General features: G+C 66.8%; 17 protein-coding genes. 10 read left to right on the top strand and 7 right to left on the bottom strand.

The window, feature by feature from the left end; genetic code table 11:
* The first annotated feature begins 35 nt into the window (after nt 1–35).
* The 4 genes from ACRSCF_RS11675 to ACRSCF_RS11660 all read left to right on the top strand — a co-directional run bounded on the left by ACRSCF_RS11675 (nt 36) and on the right by ACRSCF_RS11660 (nt 3694).
* Nucleotides 36–371: a hypothetical protein gene (locus tag ACRSCF_RS11675; RefSeq protein WP_223275358.1), complete on the top strand. Its 336-nt coding sequence runs from the start codon at nt 36–38 to the stop codon at nt 369–371.
* Between the two features lie 94 nt (nt 372–465).
* Nucleotides 466–873, top strand: coding sequence for a GFA family protein (locus ACRSCF_RS11670; RefSeq protein ID WP_016446377.1), 408 nt, complete (start codon nt 466–468; stop codon nt 871–873).
* Between the two features lie 189 nt (nt 874–1062).
* Nucleotides 1063–3048 (top strand): HEAT repeat domain-containing protein, encoded by a 1986-nt coding sequence (locus ACRSCF_RS11665; protein WP_034366124.1) that lies wholly within the window; start codon nt 1063–1065, stop codon nt 3046–3048.
* 205 nt (nt 3049–3253) lie between these two features.
* The gene (locus ACRSCF_RS11660) at nt 3254–3694 is read left to right on the top strand and encodes a hypothetical protein (RefSeq protein ID WP_034366122.1); all 441 of its coding nucleotides are present in this window, start codon (nt 3254–3256) and stop codon (nt 3692–3694) included.
* 36 nt (nt 3695–3730) lie between these two features.
* On the opposite strand, the gene ACRSCF_RS11655 is transcribed toward ACRSCF_RS11660, so the two are convergent.
* Both ACRSCF_RS11655 and ACRSCF_RS11650 read right to left on the bottom strand, forming a co-directional pair.
* On the bottom strand, nt 3731–4210 hold the full coding sequence (locus ACRSCF_RS11655; protein WP_074931903.1) for a GNAT family N-acetyltransferase: 480 nt from the start codon (nt 4208–4210) through the stop codon (nt 3731–3733).
* Nucleotides 4211–4339: 129 nt separating this feature from the next.
* Nucleotides 4340–7813 carry an IPTL-CTERM sorting domain-containing protein gene (locus ACRSCF_RS11650; RefSeq protein WP_244388060.1) on the bottom strand — a complete coding sequence of 1158 codons (3474 nt, stop codon included), beginning with the start codon at nt 7811–7813 and terminating at the stop codon, nt 4340–4342.
* A gap of 532 nt (nt 7814–8345) precedes the next feature.
* On the opposite strand from ACRSCF_RS11650, the gene ACRSCF_RS11645 reads away from it, so the two are divergent.
* Entirely contained in the window at nt 8346–8645 is a 300-nt protein-coding gene (locus tag ACRSCF_RS11645) for a hypothetical protein (RefSeq protein WP_016446382.1), read from the top strand.
* Between the two features lie 34 nt (nt 8646–8679).
* Here ACRSCF_RS11645 and ACRSCF_RS11640 read toward each other — a convergent pair whose 3' ends face one another.
* From ACRSCF_RS11640 to ACRSCF_RS11630, 3 genes are all read right to left on the bottom strand, one after another.
* Nucleotides 8680–9384 (bottom strand): SDR family oxidoreductase, encoded by a 705-nt coding sequence (locus ACRSCF_RS11640; RefSeq protein ID WP_016446383.1) that lies wholly within the window; start codon nt 9382–9384, stop codon nt 8680–8682.
* A gap of 30 nt (nt 9385–9414) precedes the next feature.
* Nucleotides 9415–10416 (bottom strand): NADP-dependent oxidoreductase, encoded by a 1002-nt coding sequence (locus ACRSCF_RS11635; protein WP_034366730.1) that lies wholly within the window; start codon nt 10414–10416, stop codon nt 9415–9417.
* Between the two features lie 73 nt (nt 10417–10489).
* A complete protein-coding gene (locus ACRSCF_RS11630) occupies nt 10490–11095 on the bottom strand; it encodes a TetR/AcrR family transcriptional regulator (protein ID WP_034366735.1) in 606 nt (201 codons plus the stop codon).
* A 70-nt stretch (nt 11096–11165) separates the two neighbouring features.
* Here ACRSCF_RS11630 and ACRSCF_RS11625 point away from each other — a divergent pair, with 70 nt between their 5' ends.
* The 4 genes from ACRSCF_RS11625 (at nt 11166) to ACRSCF_RS11610 (ending at nt 14940) form a co-directional block, all read left to right on the top strand.
* Entirely contained in the window at nt 11166–12476 is a 1311-nt protein-coding gene (locus tag ACRSCF_RS11625) for a flavin-dependent oxidoreductase (RefSeq protein WP_244388059.1), read from the top strand.
* A 98-nt stretch (nt 12477–12574) separates the two neighbouring features.
* Nucleotides 12575–13477 (top strand): glutamate ABC transporter substrate-binding protein, encoded by a 903-nt coding sequence (locus ACRSCF_RS11620; protein WP_016446387.1) that lies wholly within the window; start codon nt 12575–12577, stop codon nt 13475–13477.
* A 3-nt stretch (nt 13478–13480) separates the two neighbouring features.
* Nucleotides 13481–14143 (top strand): amino acid ABC transporter permease, encoded by a 663-nt coding sequence (locus tag ACRSCF_RS11615; RefSeq protein ID WP_244388058.1) that lies wholly within the window; start codon nt 13481–13483, stop codon nt 14141–14143.
* On the top strand, nt 14140–14940 hold the full coding sequence (locus tag ACRSCF_RS11610) for an amino acid ABC transporter permease (RefSeq protein ID WP_017404316.1): 801 nt from the start codon (nt 14140–14142) through the stop codon (nt 14938–14940). Before ACRSCF_RS11615 ends, ACRSCF_RS11610 begins: the two co-directional genes overlap by 4 nt.
* A gap of 19 nt (nt 14941–14959) precedes the next feature.
* Here ACRSCF_RS11610 and ACRSCF_RS11605 read toward each other — a convergent pair whose 3' ends face one another.
* Complete coding sequence (locus ACRSCF_RS11605) at nt 14960–15196, bottom strand: hypothetical protein (RefSeq protein WP_016446390.1); 237 nt, start codon at nt 15194–15196, stop codon at nt 14960–14962.
* A gap of 173 nt (nt 15197–15369) precedes the next feature.
* On the opposite strand from ACRSCF_RS11605, the gene ACRSCF_RS11600 reads away from it, so the two are divergent.
* Nucleotides 15370–16752, top strand: a complete 1383-nt coding sequence (locus ACRSCF_RS11600) for a PLP-dependent aminotransferase family protein (RefSeq protein ID WP_244388057.1) — start codon at nt 15370–15372, stop codon at nt 16750–16752.
* Here ACRSCF_RS11600 and ACRSCF_RS11595 read toward each other — a convergent pair.
* Nucleotides 16733–18211: an MFS transporter gene (locus ACRSCF_RS11595; protein ID WP_034366738.1), complete on the bottom strand. Its 1479-nt coding sequence runs from the start codon at nt 18209–18211 to the stop codon at nt 16733–16735. The genes ACRSCF_RS11600 and ACRSCF_RS11595 overlap by 20 nt on opposite strands.
* Nucleotides 18212–18221 lie beyond the last annotated feature (10 nt).

Raw genomic sequence — 18221 nt, 5'->3', positions numbered from 1 at the left:
ACTGGCGCACCTGGAAACCGCAAATGAGCATGGACATGCGACGTGTACTGTTGATCCCCGCCAGCGCGCGGCCCGTTGACCCTGGCCTGGCCAGCCTTTCCATGGACGCACAGGTCTGGGAAAACGGCTATCCCCTGGTCGTCGGCAAGGCCCGCCACGGCCTGCTGCAGGACTTCTGGCGGCACTACTACGGCGAATCCGCCGCCATGTTCGTGGCCTCGGACCAGCTGCTGGAACTGCATAACGACATCATGGCCGCCATCCCCGCCTGCGTGGGCGAGATGCCGGTGCTGCGTTTTCTCAACGACCTCGGAAGAATGTGCCTGCAGGCGCATGGGGACGGCAGCGGGCTGCAGGTCATCGGCGACTGACGAAACGGATGACTCCTGGGGTTGCCGCGCATCCCTGTCGCGGCATTGGGGCGCATGCACAATGGCATGCGCCTTTTTTCGTGCCCGCCCGACCATGAGCAACGCCCCGGATAGCCCCCCTCTTGCCCTGACCGGCAGCTGCCTGTGCGGCGCCATCGCCTATGCACTGCGCTCCACGCCCCAGGCCGTCTCGCACTGCCACTGCCGCATCTGCCAGAAGGCCCACGGTGCCGCATTCGCCACCTACGGCAGCGTGCCGGCAAAGGACCTTGTCTTCACCCGGGGCCAGGAGCAATTGCGCTCCTTTGCCTCATCGCCCGGCATCACGCGCTGCTTTTGCCAGCAATGCGGCTCATCGCTGTCATGGCACAGCCAGCATTACGAAGAAGGCGCATGGATCTCCGTCGCACTGGCCACGCTGGATTCGGAGTTTGTCGTGGGCAGGCAGCGGCATGTGAACCGGGGGGCGGGGATGGCGTGGGTGGATGGTGGGACAAGGTGATCGGGCGGATGGGGTCGGCCAAAAGCGGCCGGATGCCAAGGCCTGCCCGGCCGGTCGACCGGTGGACGACTTGTCCAGTGGCGGCCCTGGGGCGGCACCTATGATGCAGGGCGCGCCAGACGAGCCTGTGCTGGTGGTCTTCTCGGACAAGCAGAACCAGGGCAATCCGGACCGGCCCTTCCAGTACTTATGAACGACAACCCAAGCCAGGCACTCGCAGACCAGCTGCAGAGTTCCACAAAAAACGTCGATGTGTTCTTGGCGCTGCAAGCGCTGTCCTGCGCTGCCCCCGCAGTGGCTTTCGAGGCCATCACGACATTCATGAGGTCCGCGCCGGCAAATCAGCTGCCCCTGGCCCGAAATGCACTGCTGGAGCTGGCGGACCGCGCTCCCGCGCTCCTGGTGAGCGCGACGCTGGACGAAGACGCAAAGGTGGCTGACGCGGCCAGGCAGGCCTTGTTGATCCGTCCCTCCAATGAGGCACTGCCCCTGTACCTGCGCATGGCCAAGTCCAAGAGCGTTGACGAAGCCTGCTCGGGCTGCATGTACCTGGGCCGTATCTCCTCGCCACAGGCCCGGGCGCCTTTGTTCAAGGCCTTGGGCCACCGCAGCGCAGCGGTGCGCGAGTATGCGGCGACATCCATTCACAGCCACGCCGACGAACACTGGATCGCCGACCTGCTGGAGGCCATCCGCACGCTGCGGCGTGAGGAGACCGACAAAAAGAAAGACTTTGGCGAGGTGATCAACACGCTGTGCAGCGCGGTGGTCCAGAAATCCACACACGCCTGCCTGGACCTGCTGATGGAAGGACTCCACGATGCGGACGCCAGAGTCCGCGGGACCTGCATCAGCGCACTGGGGCGCCTGGGCGATACGGCAGCCGTGGTCCCGCTGATCGAGACGCTTGAACACCCGCGCCGCGGGATGCCGCGGGAGCTGAGGACGGCACTGGTCAAGGTGCTTGGCGAGTTGGGCGACACGCGTGCGATCGCGCCACTGCTGCGTGCCGGAGTGACCGTTGCAGCACCGGCGCTGGGCCCGCTGAAGGCGCAGGAAGCCGTGCCTGAACTGATGGCCGCGCTGGAACAGGCAAGGACACCGCGCGATGCCGACGAGCTGGCCGAGGTGTTGGCCCAGCTGCAAGGGCCCGGCGAGTCGCAGTGGCCCCGCGCAGGGTTGCGCACGGCGTCGCTGCAGGTACGCCGAGCCGCCGCGCTGCAGCTGGCGCGCACCGCGCCCCAGGAAGCGGCCCAGCATCTGCGCGCCATGCTGCCCCAGCTGTGCGGCGGCGACGCCGTGGGCGTGGCCGAAGCGCTGGCCTTGATGGGCTCAGCAGAGGGTTTCGAAGGCTTCGCGAAGGCATTGGTGGATGACCCCCACCACTGGAATGCCAGCGCCGTGGCGTACGCCTGCCAGAATCTTCGCGGCCCCCAGGTGCAGGCCCTGCTCCTGGGGCTGATGCCCGGCATCCGCAACGAATACGTCCACCACGTCTGCAAAGCGCTGGCAGCGCAAGGGGCTGACGTATTGCCTGCGCTGATCGCTGCAGCCCAGGCAGCCGGCGACAGCGTGCGACACCGCTACGTGATGGCGCTTGCCGAGTTCCGCGACCCCCAGGGGGCCGGTTTGCTGGCGCCTCTGATGGTCCGCCGCAACCCGTTGCGGGACGCCGCCATGCTGTCGCTGTCAGCCACGCCCAGCGCCGAGGCCAGCGCGGCGCTGGCTGCGGCATTGCTGCAAGCCGAATCGCCGGCTGATGCCCGGCTGATCACCGAAACGCTGGCGAAGGCAGCCACGCGCGAGGCGATTCCCGACCTGATACGGGCGCTGCAGGCCGACCTCGCCACCGAAGAGATATTGGAAGCCTTGGGCCGTCTGGGCAGTCTGGGCGACCGGACGGTTGTGCCTGCACTGATCGATCAACTGAGCAGCCCCAACGCGCGCCGCCGCCAGGCAGCGGCCATGGCGCTGGGGCAGATCGCAGACCCTGCGGCGGGGGCACCGCTTGTCCGCCTGCTGCTGAAAGAATTTCATCTGGAGGTGGCGCAGGCCGCAATGCAAGCCTGGCTGGCCATGGGCGCGCAAGATGGTGGCGCACTCGATGGGCTGGGCGCGCCGGGCACGCGCGCATTCCTGTTGGCCAGTGCCAGACAGCTGCGCAGGGAACGCTGACACGCACATCCCCGCACGGATTGCGGTGCGCCCGGTCAGGATCTGCCATCGCTGTAGAGCCGGTATTCGGTGCGGCTGCTTGAGGCTGAGAGCTGCCCGGCCCCTTGACGAAGATTCACCGTGCCTTCAGGCAAAATCCAGACGATCGGGAAAGCTTGGCGTCAGGTCTGCCGGGAAGCCCAACTTGAAGAATGGAACAGTATCAATGGCACTGACGAAGAAGGGCGAGTTCTGGTACGGGACAACGTCCGGCGACACCCAAGCCGAGCTGCGCAGCTACAGCGTTGCGAATCGCCATGAGGCCGTCCGGTTTGCCTCGTCCAAATGCGATTGCGGGTGCCGGACTTTTGCGCTGCAGACGGATGAAGAAGCCGGCGTGGCCATCCGCACCTGCACCGACTGCGGGCAGGAACACCTGATGGGCGACAGCGCGGAACATGTTGAAGAGGCCGCCCCCGAGGCACACGAGTGCGTGTGCGAGAACGAGACGTTCGAACTGATGTCCGGCGTCTCCGTGTACGAAGGCACACACGACGTGCGCTGGTACTACATCGCTTGCCGCTGCGTGGAGTGCAATCTGGTTGGGGTCTTCGCAGACTGGAAGTGTGAAGCGGGTGATGCAGCGGCCTTCCTCGCCAAGGTATGAGCGCGCGGGATCAAGACGCGCTGCTCAAAGATCTGGTCAAGCGGGTTTGCCGGGTGCATGCAGGCGATAGCGCAAAAAGCGAGTCCCCTCGATATCCAGTGCGCCATCTGGCCGAAATCCCAGCTTGAGAATCCCTTTTATTCTGGTTCTTGAAGGTGGCAGCAAAATTGTGATGGAGCTCAGCCCCAAGCCAGTGAATGCACGTTTCACTATCTCTTGATAGATGGCTTTGCCACTTCCCCAGAATTTGGGGTGAAGCACCAAAGCGAGGTCGGCATCACCTTCCTCGTACTGCAAACCGCCCCAGCCGGCAAATTGCTGGTCAATTTCAAACGCCCATGGCCCATAGCCGTATTGCTGCCACTGGGCATCCTTTTGCCGAGCCCATTCATTTGCTTTCGCCAGGTCGAAATTCGCACTTCCAAGCGGCATTTGTCGCAGCACATCTGGATTGTTATTCAGCGAAACAATGTGAGCCGGATCAACTTCAGTGAGCCGCTTAAATTTCAAATTCATGCCTGTATCTGGTTGTCTATCCATCAAATTCAAAGCCTACCAAAACGGTGGTTGCCGACCGTCTATCTGAGCGTCAACCAAGGGGCAGCAGTCCACAGTGCGGGGTTGCTGCCGCTGCAAGCCAAGGCTTCACTTTCTGATCGGCGGTGCGCAACCACTGCTCGACGCTCGGCAACGCACCGTCACCAGACCCGCTGCCAGCAGCGAAAGCAACGCCAGCGCCCAGGGGCCGAGCGCGGGTATGGCCTGCGGGGCCAGCAGCACGGGCAGGCCGGGGTCGGTGATCTGGTTGGGCACGGAATCGCTGTCACCCACGCCGCCATCGGCCAGGGTGAAGGTCACGCTCAGGCCGTCGGGCGCAAACTGCGCGCCGGGCAGCGCATACCAGTGCGGCTGCGCGCAGGCAGCGCCGGTGCAGCCCAGCCCGTCGGGGCTGGGGCCGTATTTGTAATAAACGGCCCCCTGCGGCACTGGTGTGGTGAAGTGCACGGTCACCTGTGCATCTGCATTGCCAGCGACACGCCCCAGCACCAGGCCCAGCGGCGCGTGCACCGCACGCACATGGGACGGCAAGGGCGCGGGCAAGGTGGAGGCAAAGGCGGCGCTGCTGATCTCCCAGCCTTTCGCGCCATCCACCTCCACCGCCCCCAGATTGCCGTTGCCGCCCGCACCCTGCCACGGTGCGCTGCACTGCTGCGCTGCGCCGCCATATTCACCGCTGCACTGCCATTTGTGTTGGCCGCCGGCGGATAGCACGGTCCCTGGCGTACCCGTGGCGCACAGATTCGCGCTGGGCTTGAAGGCCACAGCGCCGTTGGCCGCTGAGCCGCAGGTCGCATCGACCGGGTCGTGGGTGAACGTGGCCGAAACGCTGCGCGGACTGGTCACGTTGGTGAGCTGGCATGCTCCCGTGCCCGCGCAATCGCCCGACCAACTGGTGAAGTGATAGCCCGTACCAGGCGTGGCAATGCAGCCTGCGTCCTGGCCGTGGGTGACGGGGTTGGGTGTGCAGGTGACTGTGCCGTTGGTGGTGACGGGGGTGATGCTGATGGGGTATGTGTTCAGCGCGAAGGTGGCACCCACGCTGCGCGGGCTGGTCACGTTGGTGAGCTGGCATGCTCCCGTGCCCGTGCAATCGCCTGACCAACTGGTGAAGTGATAGCCCGTATCGGGCGTAGCGGTGCAGCTTGCGTCCTGGCCGTGGGTGACGGGGTTGGGCGCGCAGGTGACCGTGCCGTTGGCCGGGGCGGGGGTGATGCCGATGGAATAGGTGTTGAGCGCGAAGGTGGCACCCACGCTGCGCGGGCTGGTCACGTTGGTGAGCTGGCATGCACCCGCCCCCGCGCAATCGCCTGACCAACTGGTGAAGTGATAGCCCGTATCGGGCGTAGCGGTGCAGCTTGCGTCCTGGCCGTGGGTCACGGGGTTGGGCGTGCAGGTGACCGTGCCGTTGGTGGTGGCGGGGGCGATGCTGATGGAATAGGTGTTCAGCGCGAAGGTGGCACCCACGCTGCGCGGGCTGGTCACGTTGGTGAGCTGGCATGCCCCCGTGCCCGTGCAATCGCCTGACCAACTGGTGAAGTGATAGCCCGCATTGGGCGTGGCGGTGCAGCTTGCGTCCTGGCCGTGGGTGACGGGGTTGGGCGTGCAGGTGACCGTGCCGTTGACGGCGGCGGGGGTGGCGATGGAGTGGGTGTTGGGCGTGAAGGTGGCCGAGACGGTGCGCGACGCGGTCACGCTGGTGAACTGGCATGCCCCCGTGCCCGTGCAATCGCCCGACCAACTGGTGAAGTGGTAGCCCGCATCGGGCGTGGCGGTGCAGCTTGCATCCTGGCCGTGGGTGACGGGGTTGGGCGTGCAGGTGACTGTGCCGTTGGCCGGGGCGGGGACGATGCCGATGGAATAGGTGTTGAGTACAAATGTGGCACCCACGCTGCGCGGGCTGGTCACGTTGTAGAGAATGCACGCGCTGGCAGTGCCCGCGCAATCGCCCGACCAATGGGTGAAGTGGTAGCCCATCGCGGGCGAGGCGACGCAGATGGTGTCTTGCCCATGGGGCACGGGGTTGGCCGTGCAGTTCACGCTGCCGCCGGTGACGGCAGGGGTGGCGATGGCGTAGGTAATCGGCGCGAAGGTGGCTCCCACGCTGTGCGCGCTGGTCACGTTGGTGAACTGGCATGCACCCGTGCCCGCGCAATCGCCCGTCCAGCCGGTGAACTGAAAGCCCGTTTGCGGCGTGGCAGTGCAGCCAGCGGCCTGGCCGTGGGGCACGGGGTTGGGCGTGCAAGACATGCTCCCGCCCGTGGTGGCAGTGGTAGTGATGGCGTAGGTGATGAGCGTCGTGTTGGCAGAGACGGTGGTAGCCCCGAGCACCACGGGCTGGCAAGCCCCCGTGCCGCTGCAGGCGCCGCCCCAGCCGCTGAAGGGGCGGGCGACAGGGTCGTGCACCGTGGCCGTGCAGGTGGCGCTGGAGCCATGGGTCACGGGGTTCGGGGTGCACTGTGCGCTGGCAATGCCCGCATCCGTGTTGACTGTCACCATGTACTGGCGCGGTGCCAGGCAAGCGGCCGTGGTGCCGCCGCTGATGCCCGAGCAATTCCAGCGGAAGGCATCGGACGCGGCAGACTGGTTGGTGGCCGAACCGGCGCTGCACAAGAGGGTTGGCAAGGTGAGCGAAGGCGCAGTGCTGCCACACGCGCCATTGGTGGGCGGCGGGGCGAAGGTGGCGCTGATGGTGCAATTGCCGGTAATGGTCGCAGTGGTGTAGGTGTTGCCCGCAAGCGATCCGCCGCAGCCGCTGACCTGCACCGTATAGCCCGGTGGCGTGGTGAGCGTGAAGCTGGCCTGCTGCCCCGCCGCTACATCGCGCCCCGCCTCGATGCTGCCGCCGCCCGTGGCCTGGGAGGTAACGAGGTAGGCGCGAGGCACGGAGCATTGCGGCGAAGGGTTGCCGCCGTAGCTGCTCTGGCACACCCAGGAGAAGGAGTAGGTTTCACCCATCACGCCGCTGGTCGTGCCCACGCTGCACAGCAAGGCGTCTGGCGGATAACGGCGAGGCGTGGTGCTGCTGGCACTGCCGCACACGCCATCGAGCTGCACGGAGCCGGCCTCGACCGTCATGCCGATGGAGGTCTGCGGCTCGGCCACCCAGGCCGGGTTGTGGCTCGCGCCTGAATACCAGGTCAGCCCGTCGTTGGTGGCCGTGGTGATCTGGCGGCGGATCATGGTCTGGCCGATGCTGCGCACCACCACCCAGGCAAAGTCGCCCGCCGCCACGATGCGGTCGCCCGTGAACACGCGCATGCCCGGCGTGGCCGCGTCGGCGGTGAAGGGGGCACAGGCCGTCATGTCCACGAACGGCGTGGCGGCGCTGGCGTCGGTTGCGCACACTTGCAGCTCGAACTGGTCGATCTGGGTGAGATTCATCTTCACCTGCGTGATGCGCAGCGACTGGCTGCCAATCGGGATGCGGTTGGCCACCCACAGTTTGGTGTGGTAGCTGGAGTTGTGCTGGATGAGCCACGGGTCATTGGCGGCTGCCAGGTTGTCGAATACCGTGACTGCACCAGCAGACACTGAAGCCGCCGCCGTCAGCAACAGCATGGCAATTCGAAGGGCAAGGGTTTTCATGGCGATGGGGTGGGTGGGTGAAGCGGTGTTCCACCCAGCCGCGATCGGCCATGAAAAATGCTTTCAGCGCTTGTGTATCAAGCGCTGAAAGCCATGTTGATGCAAGCGTGTGGCACGGGTGGATGCGCACTGCCGGCCATCTTGCGGGCGCGCAGCCCTGGCGGCTTGACTGTGCGTTCGTACCGCGCTTGACTGGACGTTTCGCAAGCCTCACCCCCTCCAAAAAAAGGGGCGTTCCCCTCCCCGCCCGCGCTATCATCCGCCCCGGCCCCCTGTCCCGGGGCTGATGCTTCAAAACATCCGTCGTATAGCGGCACAGCCTCTCCGAAAGCGAGGCTTGGTACACCGAATCCATCAGTCAACGCAGATGCGATGGCCTGTGGATTCGACCCGCAATGGAGCACGGAACAATGAACGCCGTTTCTCTCGCCTGCGCACCGTCTTTTGGCGCAGCCCCTCCCTCATGCCAGGCCTTTGTGCTTGGCCAACTGCGGAGGGACATGGCATGAACCCCGCCCAGCCCTCCCCCACCACGGACAGCCACAGCACCCGGCAGCTGTCCAACGCCCTCACCCAGGTGGACCATCTCGTGCAGCAAGGCTGTGCAGAAATCTCCGCCATCGCCCAGCTCGCCCTGGCATGGCTGGAGACCCCCAAGGGCCATCGCCACCTGGACGTGGTGGCCCGTGCCCTGCAAAGCATCCGCGACAGCGCCGACACGCTGGCCGACTACGCCGGTACCGAGGCCCAGACCATGGGCTGCGGATCTGCCATGGCGCGCACTTCATGGCCCGGCCTGTGTTGATGGTCCGGCCACGGGCTGCGGCGGTCATCCAGGCTCAGGCGCCCTGCGGCAGATAGCTTGGCCGGGCCGCCGTCATGCCGCGCTTGACCTGCTGGGTGAGCTCGTCGGCCAGCACTTCATCGAGCCCGGCCTCCAGTCCGTCCAGCGCGCGGCTGACGATGTCCTCGGGGCTGGACTTCGGTGCGTCAAGCCCGCGTGTGAGGTCGGTATCGACATAGGCCATGTGCAGGCCCAGCACCTGTGTCTTCTGCCCTGCAAGCTCGCTGCGCAGGGCGTTAGTGAGCGACCAGGCGGCCGACTTGCTGGCCGAGTAGGCGGCCAGTTCGCCGCCATTGACCCAAGAGGCCACCGACAGCACATTGAGCAAGGCCCCGCCGCCGTTGGCCTTGAGAACCGGCGCAAAGGCCTGGCTCATGCGCAGCACGGCGAAGAAGTTGGTCTCGAAGATGCGCCTGGCGACCTCTTCGCTGTCGGGCGCCAGAAAGCCGCCGGGCTGCGCGATGCCGGCGTTGTTGATCACCAGCGTGACGTCCGACGCCTGCGCTGCGGCGGCGGCCACGTCCTGCGGGCGGTTCACGTCCAGCTGCAGGGCATGCACGCCGGGCTGGGTGACGGTGGCGGGGTCGCGCGCGCCGGCGTAGACCTTGCGGGCGCCACGGGCAAGCAGCTCGCGTGCGAAGGCCAGGCCGATGCCGCGATTGGCACCGGTGACGAGGACAACAGCGTTTTCAATTTTCATGGAGCACTCCAGGGGTGGGGGGAAACAGATTCAACGGATCTTGATGACGACCTTGCCCTTTGCGTGGCCGGCTTCGGCATAGGCAAGGGCCTCGTTGGTGGATTCGAATGCGAAGACCTTGTCCACGACCGGGCGGATGGCGCCCGCCTCGATGAGGCGGGTGATCTCGCGCAGCTGGCCGCCGTCGGCCTTCATGAAGACAAAGGAGTAGTCGATGCCACGGCTTCGCGCCCGGCGCCTGATGCCGGAGCTGAGCAGCCGCATCACCAGCCGCACGAATGCGGGCGCCGCGATGTTTCTGCCAAACGCGGGATCGGGCGGGCCGGAGATGGAGACCAGCTTCGCGCCGCCCTTGAGCACGCGCAGGGATTTGCCAAGCGCCTTGCCGTCCTGGCTGTTGAGCACCACGTCGTAGTCGTGCAGGACGTCCTCGAAGTCCTGCGTGCGGTAGTCGATGACGACATCCGCGCCCAGGCCCCTGACCAGTTCGAAGTTGGCAGCGCTTGTGGTGGTGGCAACGGTGGCGCCCAGGTGCCTGGCCAGCTGGATGGCGAACGTGCCCACGCCCCCGGAGCCGGCCTGGATGAAGACCCTTTGCCCCTTCGTCAGCTTCGCTGTCTCCACCAGTGCCTGCCAGGCCGTCAGGCCCACCAGGGGGATGGAGGCGGCCTCTTCCATCGTGAGCCCCTTGGGTTTTGGCGCCAGCGACGACTCCTTGACCGGCACGAACTCCGCGAACGTGCCGATCCGGAAATCGTCCGTGCGTGCATAGACCTCGTCACCGGGCTTGAACTGCCGCACGCGCGGGCCGGCCTTGACCACCACGCCGGCCACGTCGTGGCCCAGGATCAGGGGCAGGCGATAGGGCAGGATGAGCTTGAATTGCCCATCCTTGATCTTGGAGTCCAGCTGGTTCACGCCTGCGGCATGGACCTGGACCAGGACTTCGTCGTCACGCAGCTGCGGCTCGGGTACGTCTGCCAGCTGCAAGGCGCGGTTCGCTCCATAGCTTTCCAGAACAAATGCCTTCATGGTCTTCCTTTATATGATGATCATCATATGTAACGGCAAAAAAAATCCTGGCACATGCACTGGGCATGCGCCATCACTGGTTGGCTGGCGCCAGGTGCTTGAGTGCTGCCTCGCGCAGGCTGTCGGACAGGGCCGGATCATCCACCGCCCGAGCCAGCAGCAGGCTGCCGACCATGGTGGACAAGGTGACGAGAGCGCGCTCGTGGGCACCGGGCTGTCCCCAGTCCGGTGATTGGCGGGCGATGAGATCGACCATTTCCTTGATGTGGCCCGTGGCCACGCGGCGCACCTCCGGCGCCTGGCGCGAGGTCTCGGAACCCAGGGCCGCCAGGGGGCAGCCCAACTCGGCGCGCTGGACATGTTCCTTGGAAAGATAGGCGGCCAGCATGGCCTGCAGCGCCATGCCGGGCGGCGCCTTGGCCACCACGTCGGCGACGGCGGCACAGGACTCCGCGCAGGCCTTGCCCGCCGCTTCCGCCAGCATGGCATCGCGCGAGGCGAAGTGGGCGTAGAAGGCGCCATGCGTCAGGCCCGCCTCCTTCATGATGTCCGCCACCCCGGTGCCGCCATAGCCGCTGCGGCGGATGGCACGCGCCGCCACGGAGACGATGCGCTCATGCGTGGCCTCCTTGGCGGAAGCCCGGGCGCTGGAATTTGTGTTTCGCATGATGATCATCATACATTGTTTGCGCCATGCACGCGCCGCAGATGGGACATCCGCCCGCAGCCATTGCATGGACAATCCCGGCATGTCTGCTGCTGCTTCACACCACAATCCATCCCGCCCCGTGCTCATTGCCGGCGGCGGCATCGGTGGCATGGCCACTGCCCTCACGCTGCACCAGATCGGCGTGCCCTGCATCGTGTTCGAGTCGGTGGCGCAGCTGCAGCCGCTGGGCGTGGGCATCAACCTGCAGCCGAACGCGGTGCGGGAGCTGCATGACCTGGGTTTCGGCAACGATGTGCTGGACACCATCGGCCTGCAGGCCCGGGAATGGGCGCTGGTCGGGCGCAACGGCAACGAGGTGTATGCCGAGCCGCGCGGGCTGCAGGCCGGCTACCGCTGGCCGCAGTACGCGGTGCACCGCGGGCAGCTGCAGATGATGCTGTTCAACGCCGTCAGGCAGCGCCTGGGCGACGACGCCGTGCAGCTGGGCCGGCGCGTGGTGGGCTACCGGCAGGATGCCGAGGGCGTGACCGCCCTCATCGACACCCGCGATGGCCAGCGGCTGGAGGTGCAGGGCTCGCTGCTGGTGGCGGCCGATGGCCTGCACTCGGCCGTGCGCGCGCAGATGTACCCCACGCAGCCGCCCATACAGTGGGGCGGCGCCATCATGTGGCGCGGCACCACGCCCGGGGTGCCGGTGCGCACCGGCGCGTCCTTCGTGGGCGTGGGCTCGCTGCGCCATCGCGTGGTGCTGTACCCCATCACGCCGCCGGACCCCGTCACGGGCCTGGCCACCATCAACTGGATCGCCGAGATCACGGTGGACAACCAGGGCGGCTGGCGGCAGGGCGACTGGAACCGGCGCGTGGCGCTGGAGGAATTCATCCACCACTTCGACGGCTGGGACTACGGCTGGCTGGACGTGCCGGCCATGCTGCGCGGCGCCACGGATGTCTTCGAGTACCCCATGATCGACCGCGACCCCGTGCCCACCTGGGTGGACGGCCGCGTGGCCTTGCTGGGCGATGCGGCGCATGTGATGTACCCGGTGGGCTCCAATGGCGCCAGCCAGGCCATCGTGGACGCGCGCGTGCTGGGTGCGCAGTTCCTTGCCCACGGCGTGGGCCCGCAGGCGCTGCGCGCCTATGACGACAAGCTGTGCAAGGACCTCTCGGCGCTGGTGCTGCGCAACCGGGGGGCCGGCCCCTTCGGCCTGCTGGGGCTGGTGGACGAGCGCTGCGGCGGCGTCTTCGACCATATCGACGAGGTGCTGCCACGCGAGGAGCGCGAGGGCTTCATGGCCCGATACAAGGCCGCTGCCGGCTTTGCGATCGAGACGCTCAACGCCGCGCCCCCCACCATTGCGCCGGGGCAGCGCGTGGCCGGGGCCTGAGCCCTTGTGCGGCGGCAAGGGCCGCGAGTCGCCATAATCGGCCCTTGCCCCTGGCAGCCATCCCCAGATTTACATCACAGACCCAGCAGGAAGACCCCATGCCGATCCAATCCATTCTGAAATCCACCGTGGTGGCACTGGCGATCGTGGGCAGCGGTTCGCTCTTTGCGCAGGGCGCGCCCCTGAACACAGCGGCGTTCGACGCCCTGATTGCGCAAGGCCCCGTCGCCGACGCCGCGACCATCGCATCGAGCACCTGGGCCAGCAAGATCAAGCAGGCCGGCACGCTGCGCCTGGGCAGCACCCAGACCTCCAATCTGTTTTCCCTGCTCAACGAGAAGGACGGCAAGATCCGCGGCTTCGACGCAGGCCTGGCCCAGCTGCTCACGCGCTACATCCTGGGCGATGCCTCCAAGTACCAGTTCGCGCAGGTCACCTCGTCCACGCGCGAGCAGGTGCTGATCAACAACCAGGCGGACATGGTGATTGCCACCTACTCCATCACCCCTGCCCGTGCCGAGAAGATCTCGTTTGCCGGCCCCTACTACACCTCGCAGGCCGGGGTGCTGGTCAAGGCAAGCAACAAGACCGTGCAGTCGTACAGCGATCTGGGCGGCAAGAAGGTCGCCACGCAGGCCGGCTCCACGGGGCCTGCCATCCTGGCGCAGCACGCGCCCAAGGCGGTCGTGCAGGAGTTCCAGACGCACCAGGAAGCGCTGGACTCCCTGCGCCAGGGCCGCGTGGACGCCTATGTGACCGACTACACCCTGCTGCTCAACACCCTGAGCCTGGGCACCGGCGACGCGCGGCTGGCGGGTGCGCCCTTCGGCACGCAGGATTCCTATGGCATCGGCCTGCCCAAGGGCTCGGACGGCGTGGCCTTCATCAACGCCTTCCTGAAGAAAATCGAAGCCGACGGCACCTGGGCCAAGCTGTGGACCATCTCCATCGGCCAGCGCACCGGCAGCACGGCCGTTCCCACGCCGCCCGCCCTGCCCTGAGCGATGGGTGACGTCTCCCGGCTCCTCGCCGACCACGGGCCTGCCTTCTGGCAGGCCCTCTTGCTGACCTGGAAGCTCACCGCGTTCTCGTTCCTGCCCGGCTTCCTGCTGGGCGTGGTCGTCACGGTGCTCCGGTTGCTTCCGCTGCCGCCGCTGCGCTTCGTGCTGACGGGCTACGTCGAGATCTTCCGCAACATCCCCAGCGTGGCGCTGCTGATCTTCATCGTGTTCGCGCTGCCCGATCTCAACGTCGTGATCGACTATGAGCCCAGCGTGGTCCTGGCCCTGGCGCTGGTGTGTTCCGCGTTCACGGCGGACTATCTGCGCGCGGGCATCAACACCATTGCCGGCAGCCAGATCGAGGCCGCGCTCAGCCTGGGCATGCGGCCCATGCAAATCATCACCTCGGTGGTCTTGCCGCAGGCGCTGCGCTCGGTGGTGCAGCCGATGACGTCGCTGCTCATTGCGCTGATGCTGTCCACCTCGCTGGCATCCCAGGTGCCGCTGGCGGGCCGGGAACTCACGGCGCTCGTGTCCAAGATCGCCAACGACTCCGCTGCCGGCATGGCCGCCTTCGCCGTGGCCGCCGCGATGTACGTGGCCACCGGATTGGTCATTGCCTGGGTGGGCGCCATCCTGGAAAAGAAGCTGCGGATACTGCGATGAGCCGTTCTCTGGAAGACATTCTGTTTGGCGCACCCAGCCCGCAGGCCCGGCGGGTCACGCAGGTGGCCAGCCTGATCGCGGCGGCCCTGCTGCTGGCGCTGGCCGCGGGCATCGCGCTGCGCTTTCATTCGGCAGGCCAGCTCGAGGCCCGGTTCTGGGAATTCTTCGCCTGGCCCACCACCTGGGCCTTTCTGGCCAAGGGCCTGCTCGGCACGCTGGCATCGTCGGCCATGGCCGCCGTGATTGCGCTGGCCCTGGGGCTGGTGCTGCTGGCGGGGCGCCTGGCGCGGCCCCGGCTCGTGCGCTGGCCCAGCGTCGCCGTCATCGAATTCCTGCGCGGCACGCCCACGCTGCTGCTGATCTATGTGTGCTTTCTGGTGCTGCCCGCCGCCGGCATCAAGCTGAGCACCTACTGGATGCTGACCCTGCCCATAGGCCTGAGCACCGCCGCCGTGGTGGCCGAGGTCTACCGCGCGGGCGTGCTTGCCGTGCCACGCGGCCAGACCGATGCCGCGCGAAGCCTGGGACTGACCGAGGTACAGGTCTTCCGGTTCGTCGTCTTCCCCCAGGCGGTGCGCTTCATCGTGCCGGCGCTGGTCGCGCAACTGGTCATCGTGGTCAAGGACACCACCTTCGGCTACATCGTCACCTATGGCGAGCTCATGCAGAACGCCAAGGTGCTCATTGCCAACTACCACGCGCTGGTGCCCGTGTACCTGGTGGTGGCGGTGCTCTACTGCCTTGTGAACTACGCGATATCAAGGGCGAGCAGGCGGCTGAACCGGCCCGTGCACTGAGGCCCGCCAGTGCCTGCCCTCAGGGAAGGCTCAGATCCATGCCGAGCATCCTGGCAAGGCCGAAGGTGAAGGCCAGCACGCACAGCAGCAGCAGCGTGAAGACGGCAGCGATCTTGCCGCCCGCAATGAGCAGCTCGCGCCTGTCCGCCCCCTTCTTCTTGCCTTGGTCGTAATGCCACTTGATGGCGAAGAACATGGCCGTGCCGAACACGAGCGCCTTGAACGTGACGAAGACTACGGGGATCCAATCGATCATTTTGAGAACTTCCAGCCAATGACTTGGCACTGTCCACGGTGGGGAGCCCCCTCCCGGACATGAGAGGCAGAGCGTCAGCGACGGCCATGCAAGCACGGTGCTGCCACACCTTGTGGCGCATACTACCCAAAAGCAATTTCCATACATGGACCCCAACATCGCTGCTGAAAACCATGCAAGATGACTCTTTGCCAAGCTGGCTGCCGCGCCTGGCCGTGCAGCGCGGCCCCCGTTTTCTGCAGATTGCGGATGCCTTGCAGGCAGCGGTGGCGGACGGATCGCTGAAACCGGGTGACCGCCTGCCTCCGCAGCGCCTGCTGGCAGCGCAGCTGGATGTGGACCTGACGACCATCACCCGCGCCTACGACGAGGCCCGGCGGCGCCACCTGCTGGAGGGACGCGGCGCGCGAGGCACCTATGTCGCGGCGCCGAAGGTCGAATGGAGCTCGGTGCTCGACCTGAGCATGAACACCCCGCCGCCGCCCGAGGGCGTGGACTTCGACGACATGCTCAAACAGGGCTTGTCACAGGTATTGATGAGGGCCGATGCCCAGCTGCTGATGACCTACCACCTGGGCGGGGGCAGCGACTCCGACCGCAAGGCCGCAGCCCAATGGCTGGAGCCGATGTTTGGGAGTCTGGATGACCGGCAGATCGTTGTCTGCCCCGGGGCGCAGGCGGCGATCGCCGCCCTGATTCTTGCGCTGACCGCGCCGGGCGACGTGATCCTGGCGGAGCCCGCCAGCTATCCCGGCCTGCGTGCCGCAGCGGCCCAGTTCGGCCGGCGCATCCTGGCGGTGCAGGCGGACAGGCAGGGGATGGTGCCGGAGATGCTGGAGCAGGCCTGCCGCGAGCACAGGCCGGCGCTGCTCTACCTCAATCCGACACTGCAGAACCCGACCGCCATCACCATGTCGGAAGGCCGGCGCAAGCAGCTGGCCAGCGTGGCCAGGCGCTGCCAGGTGCGCATCGTCGAGGACGACCCCTACTGGCTGCTGGCCGACGCCCCGCCGCCGCCCATTGCCGCATTCGCCCCGCAGCAGGTGTACTACATCTCGACCCTGTCCAAATGCCTGACGCCCGGCCTGCGCGTGGCCTTCGTGCTCATGCGCGACCCGCATGAACGCCAGCGCTTCCTGGTGGCGCTCAGGTCCTTTGCGCTGATGGCCACCCCCGTGACGGCCGCGCTGGCCACGCAGTGGATCCTCGATGGTTCGGCCGGGCAATTGATGGACGGCGTGCGCAAGGAGGCGCGCCTGCGCCACCGGATGGCCAGGGACATCCTGGCGGGGCGGTACAGCGGCGCCGGGGACGGCCTGCATGTATGGCTGGAGCTGCCGGGGTACTGGACTAGCGCCCAGCTGGCACGTGCCGCCGACAGCGAGGGCATCGCCGTCACGCCCGCGCAGGCATTCGCCACCGGCAGCGAATCCGTGAATGCCATCCGCATCTCCCTGGGCAGCATCAAGGACCGTGGACGCCTGCACGCCGGTCTTCAACGGCTGTCCCATCTGCTTGCACGGCTGCCGGAGTCGTTCAGCGCTGCCGTGGTGTAGCCGCGCCGGTCGTGGGAGCGCGGCTTGCGGCCGCAGCCGCAATCGCAATCGCGAGCGCAGCCACGACCAGCACTGCCGCGACTGCGAACGTGATCCGCATCGCGTGGGCAATGGCCCCGGGATGCGCCGCGGCGATGTCGGCCGTCCCTGACGCGAACGCGAACACCATCCCCATCACGGATGCGCCGGTGACGAGCCCGAGGTTGCGCGACAGCCCGAGCATGCCCGACATCACGCCACGCTGGTCCGCAGCGACATCGGCCATGACGGCCGTGTTGTTGGCGGCCTGGAACAGCTGGTAGCCAGGGGTCAGGACGGCGATGGCGGCAACGTAGCCCGCAACACCGAACATCGCCGCAAGCACGGACAGGGCGAATGCGCCCGCCGCCATGGCGATGAGTCCGGCGATGACCATGGGGGCAGCGCCCAGGCGATCGACGACACGGCCGGCCGGGACACCGCTCAGGATGGCGATGAACGGGCCCACCGACATCACGAGCCCGACCGTGGTTTCGTCAAGCCCGAGCCCGCGAGACAGATAGAACGGCCCGACCACCAGCGTCGCCATCATCACCGTCGAGACGAGCGCATTCATGGCCAGGCTCGCGCTGAAGCCCGGATCGCGGAACCGCTCCAATCGGATCAATGGCGATGCGGCTGCCGCCTGGGCCCTCGCGAAGAGCACGACGCCGAAGGCCGCGGCCGACAGCAAAGCCCCGTTGAGCGAACCGAAGCTTGCGCGCCCCAGCGTCATGGCGAGTGCATAGGCCACAAGCGTCAGAGCGAGCAGCAAGGTGCCCAGGTGGTCGAAGCGCGCCCGATCCGCCTGCGCCCCTTGGCGATGCACGGGCAGGTATCGATGCGCGAGAAGGAATGTCAGGACGCCCAGCGGCAGGTTGATGAGGAAGATGGCCCGCCAGCCGGGTCCGGCGATCAGATATCCGCCGAGTGCTGGACCGAGGGTGGTGCCCATCGCGGACATCGTTCCGAGCAGGCCCATCGCGCTACCGGTCCTCGCCTTCGGAACCGTCTCGGCGACCAGCGCCATGGAGAGGGCCATCATGATGGCCGCGCCCAGGCCCTGCACCGCCCGGGCGGCAATCAGCAGCCAGAGATTGGGAGCCAGGCCGCAAAGGACCGAGGCCAGCGTGAACAGGACGATGCCGGCCAGCAGCAGCCGTCGGCGGCCCAGGACATCGCCAAGCCGGCCGGCGCTGACGGTCAGGGCGGTGATGGCCAGCAGATAGGCCAGGACGATCCACTGGACCTGCTGGAAGGACGCGTTGAACGCCTGCGCGAAGGTGGGCAATCCCACGTTGGCGATGCTGGTGCCCAGCGAGGACAGCAGCATGGACAGCGAAAGGCTGGCCAGCACCCACCGGACCGGCGGCCCCTGTTGCGCACCGCCGGCCCCTGCCCCACCTGCTCCGGCACCGATCGGTTTCGACGTGGACTTCATCTTTGGCGAC

It is taken from the genome of Delftia sp. 11MD (genome assembly GCF_050907895.1).
In the GTDB taxonomy this organism is placed as follows: domain Bacteria; phylum Pseudomonadota; class Gammaproteobacteria; order Burkholderiales; family Burkholderiaceae_C; genus Comamonas; species Comamonas tsuruhatensis.
Note: the sequence above shows the minus strand (reverse complement) of the source record. Positions and strands in the feature narration are given on the sequence as shown.

What these genes read in the sequence shown, in the direction of transcription:
- ACRSCF_RS11675 (WP_223275358.1), top strand. Translation starts at nt 36, where the DNA reads ATGCGACGTGTACTGTTGATCCCCGCCAGCGCGCGGCCCGTTGACCCT.
- ACRSCF_RS11670 (WP_016446377.1), top strand. Translation starts at nt 466, where the DNA reads ATGAGCAACGCCCCGGATAGCCCCCCTCTTGCCCTGACCGGCAGCTGC.
- ACRSCF_RS11665 (WP_034366124.1), top strand. Translation starts at nt 1,063, where the DNA reads ATGAACGACAACCCAAGCCAGGCACTCGCAGACCAGCTGCAGAGTTCC.
- ACRSCF_RS11660 (WP_034366122.1), top strand. Translation starts at nt 3,254, where the DNA reads ATGGCACTGACGAAGAAGGGCGAGTTCTGGTACGGGACAACGTCCGGC.
- ACRSCF_RS11655 (WP_074931903.1), bottom strand. Translation starts at nt 4,210, where the DNA reads ATGAATTTGAAATTTAAGCGGCTCACTGAAGTTGATCCGGCTCACATT.
- ACRSCF_RS11650 (WP_244388060.1), bottom strand. Translation starts at nt 7,813, where the DNA reads ATGCTGTTGCTGACGGCGGCGGCTTCAGTGTCTGCTGGTGCAGTCACG.
- ACRSCF_RS11645 (WP_016446382.1), top strand. Translation starts at nt 8,346, where the DNA reads ATGAACCCCGCCCAGCCCTCCCCCACCACGGACAGCCACAGCACCCGG.
- ACRSCF_RS11640 (WP_016446383.1), bottom strand. Translation starts at nt 9,384, where the DNA reads ATGAAAATTGAAAACGCTGTTGTCCTCGTCACCGGTGCCAATCGCGGC.
- ACRSCF_RS11635 (WP_034366730.1), bottom strand. Translation starts at nt 10,416, where the DNA reads ATGAAGGCATTTGTTCTGGAAAGCTATGGAGCGAACCGCGCCTTGCAG.
- ACRSCF_RS11630 (WP_034366735.1), bottom strand. Translation starts at nt 11,095, where the DNA reads ATGATGATCATCATGCGAAACACAAATTCCAGCGCCCGGGCTTCCGCC.
- ACRSCF_RS11625 (WP_244388059.1), top strand. Translation starts at nt 11,166, where the DNA reads ATGTCTGCTGCTGCTTCACACCACAATCCATCCCGCCCCGTGCTCATT.
- ACRSCF_RS11620 (WP_016446387.1), top strand. Translation starts at nt 12,575, where the DNA reads ATGCCGATCCAATCCATTCTGAAATCCACCGTGGTGGCACTGGCGATC.
- ACRSCF_RS11615 (WP_244388058.1), top strand. Translation starts at nt 13,481, where the DNA reads ATGGGTGACGTCTCCCGGCTCCTCGCCGACCACGGGCCTGCCTTCTGG.
- ACRSCF_RS11610 (WP_017404316.1), top strand. Translation starts at nt 14,140, where the DNA reads ATGAGCCGTTCTCTGGAAGACATTCTGTTTGGCGCACCCAGCCCGCAG.
- ACRSCF_RS11605 (WP_016446390.1), bottom strand. Translation starts at nt 15,196, where the DNA reads ATGATCGATTGGATCCCCGTAGTCTTCGTCACGTTCAAGGCGCTCGTG.
- ACRSCF_RS11600 (WP_244388057.1), top strand. Translation starts at nt 15,370, where the DNA reads ATGCAAGATGACTCTTTGCCAAGCTGGCTGCCGCGCCTGGCCGTGCAG.
- ACRSCF_RS11595 (WP_034366738.1), bottom strand. Translation starts at nt 18,211, where the DNA reads ATGAAGTCCACGTCGAAACCGATCGGTGCCGGAGCAGGTGGGGCAGGG.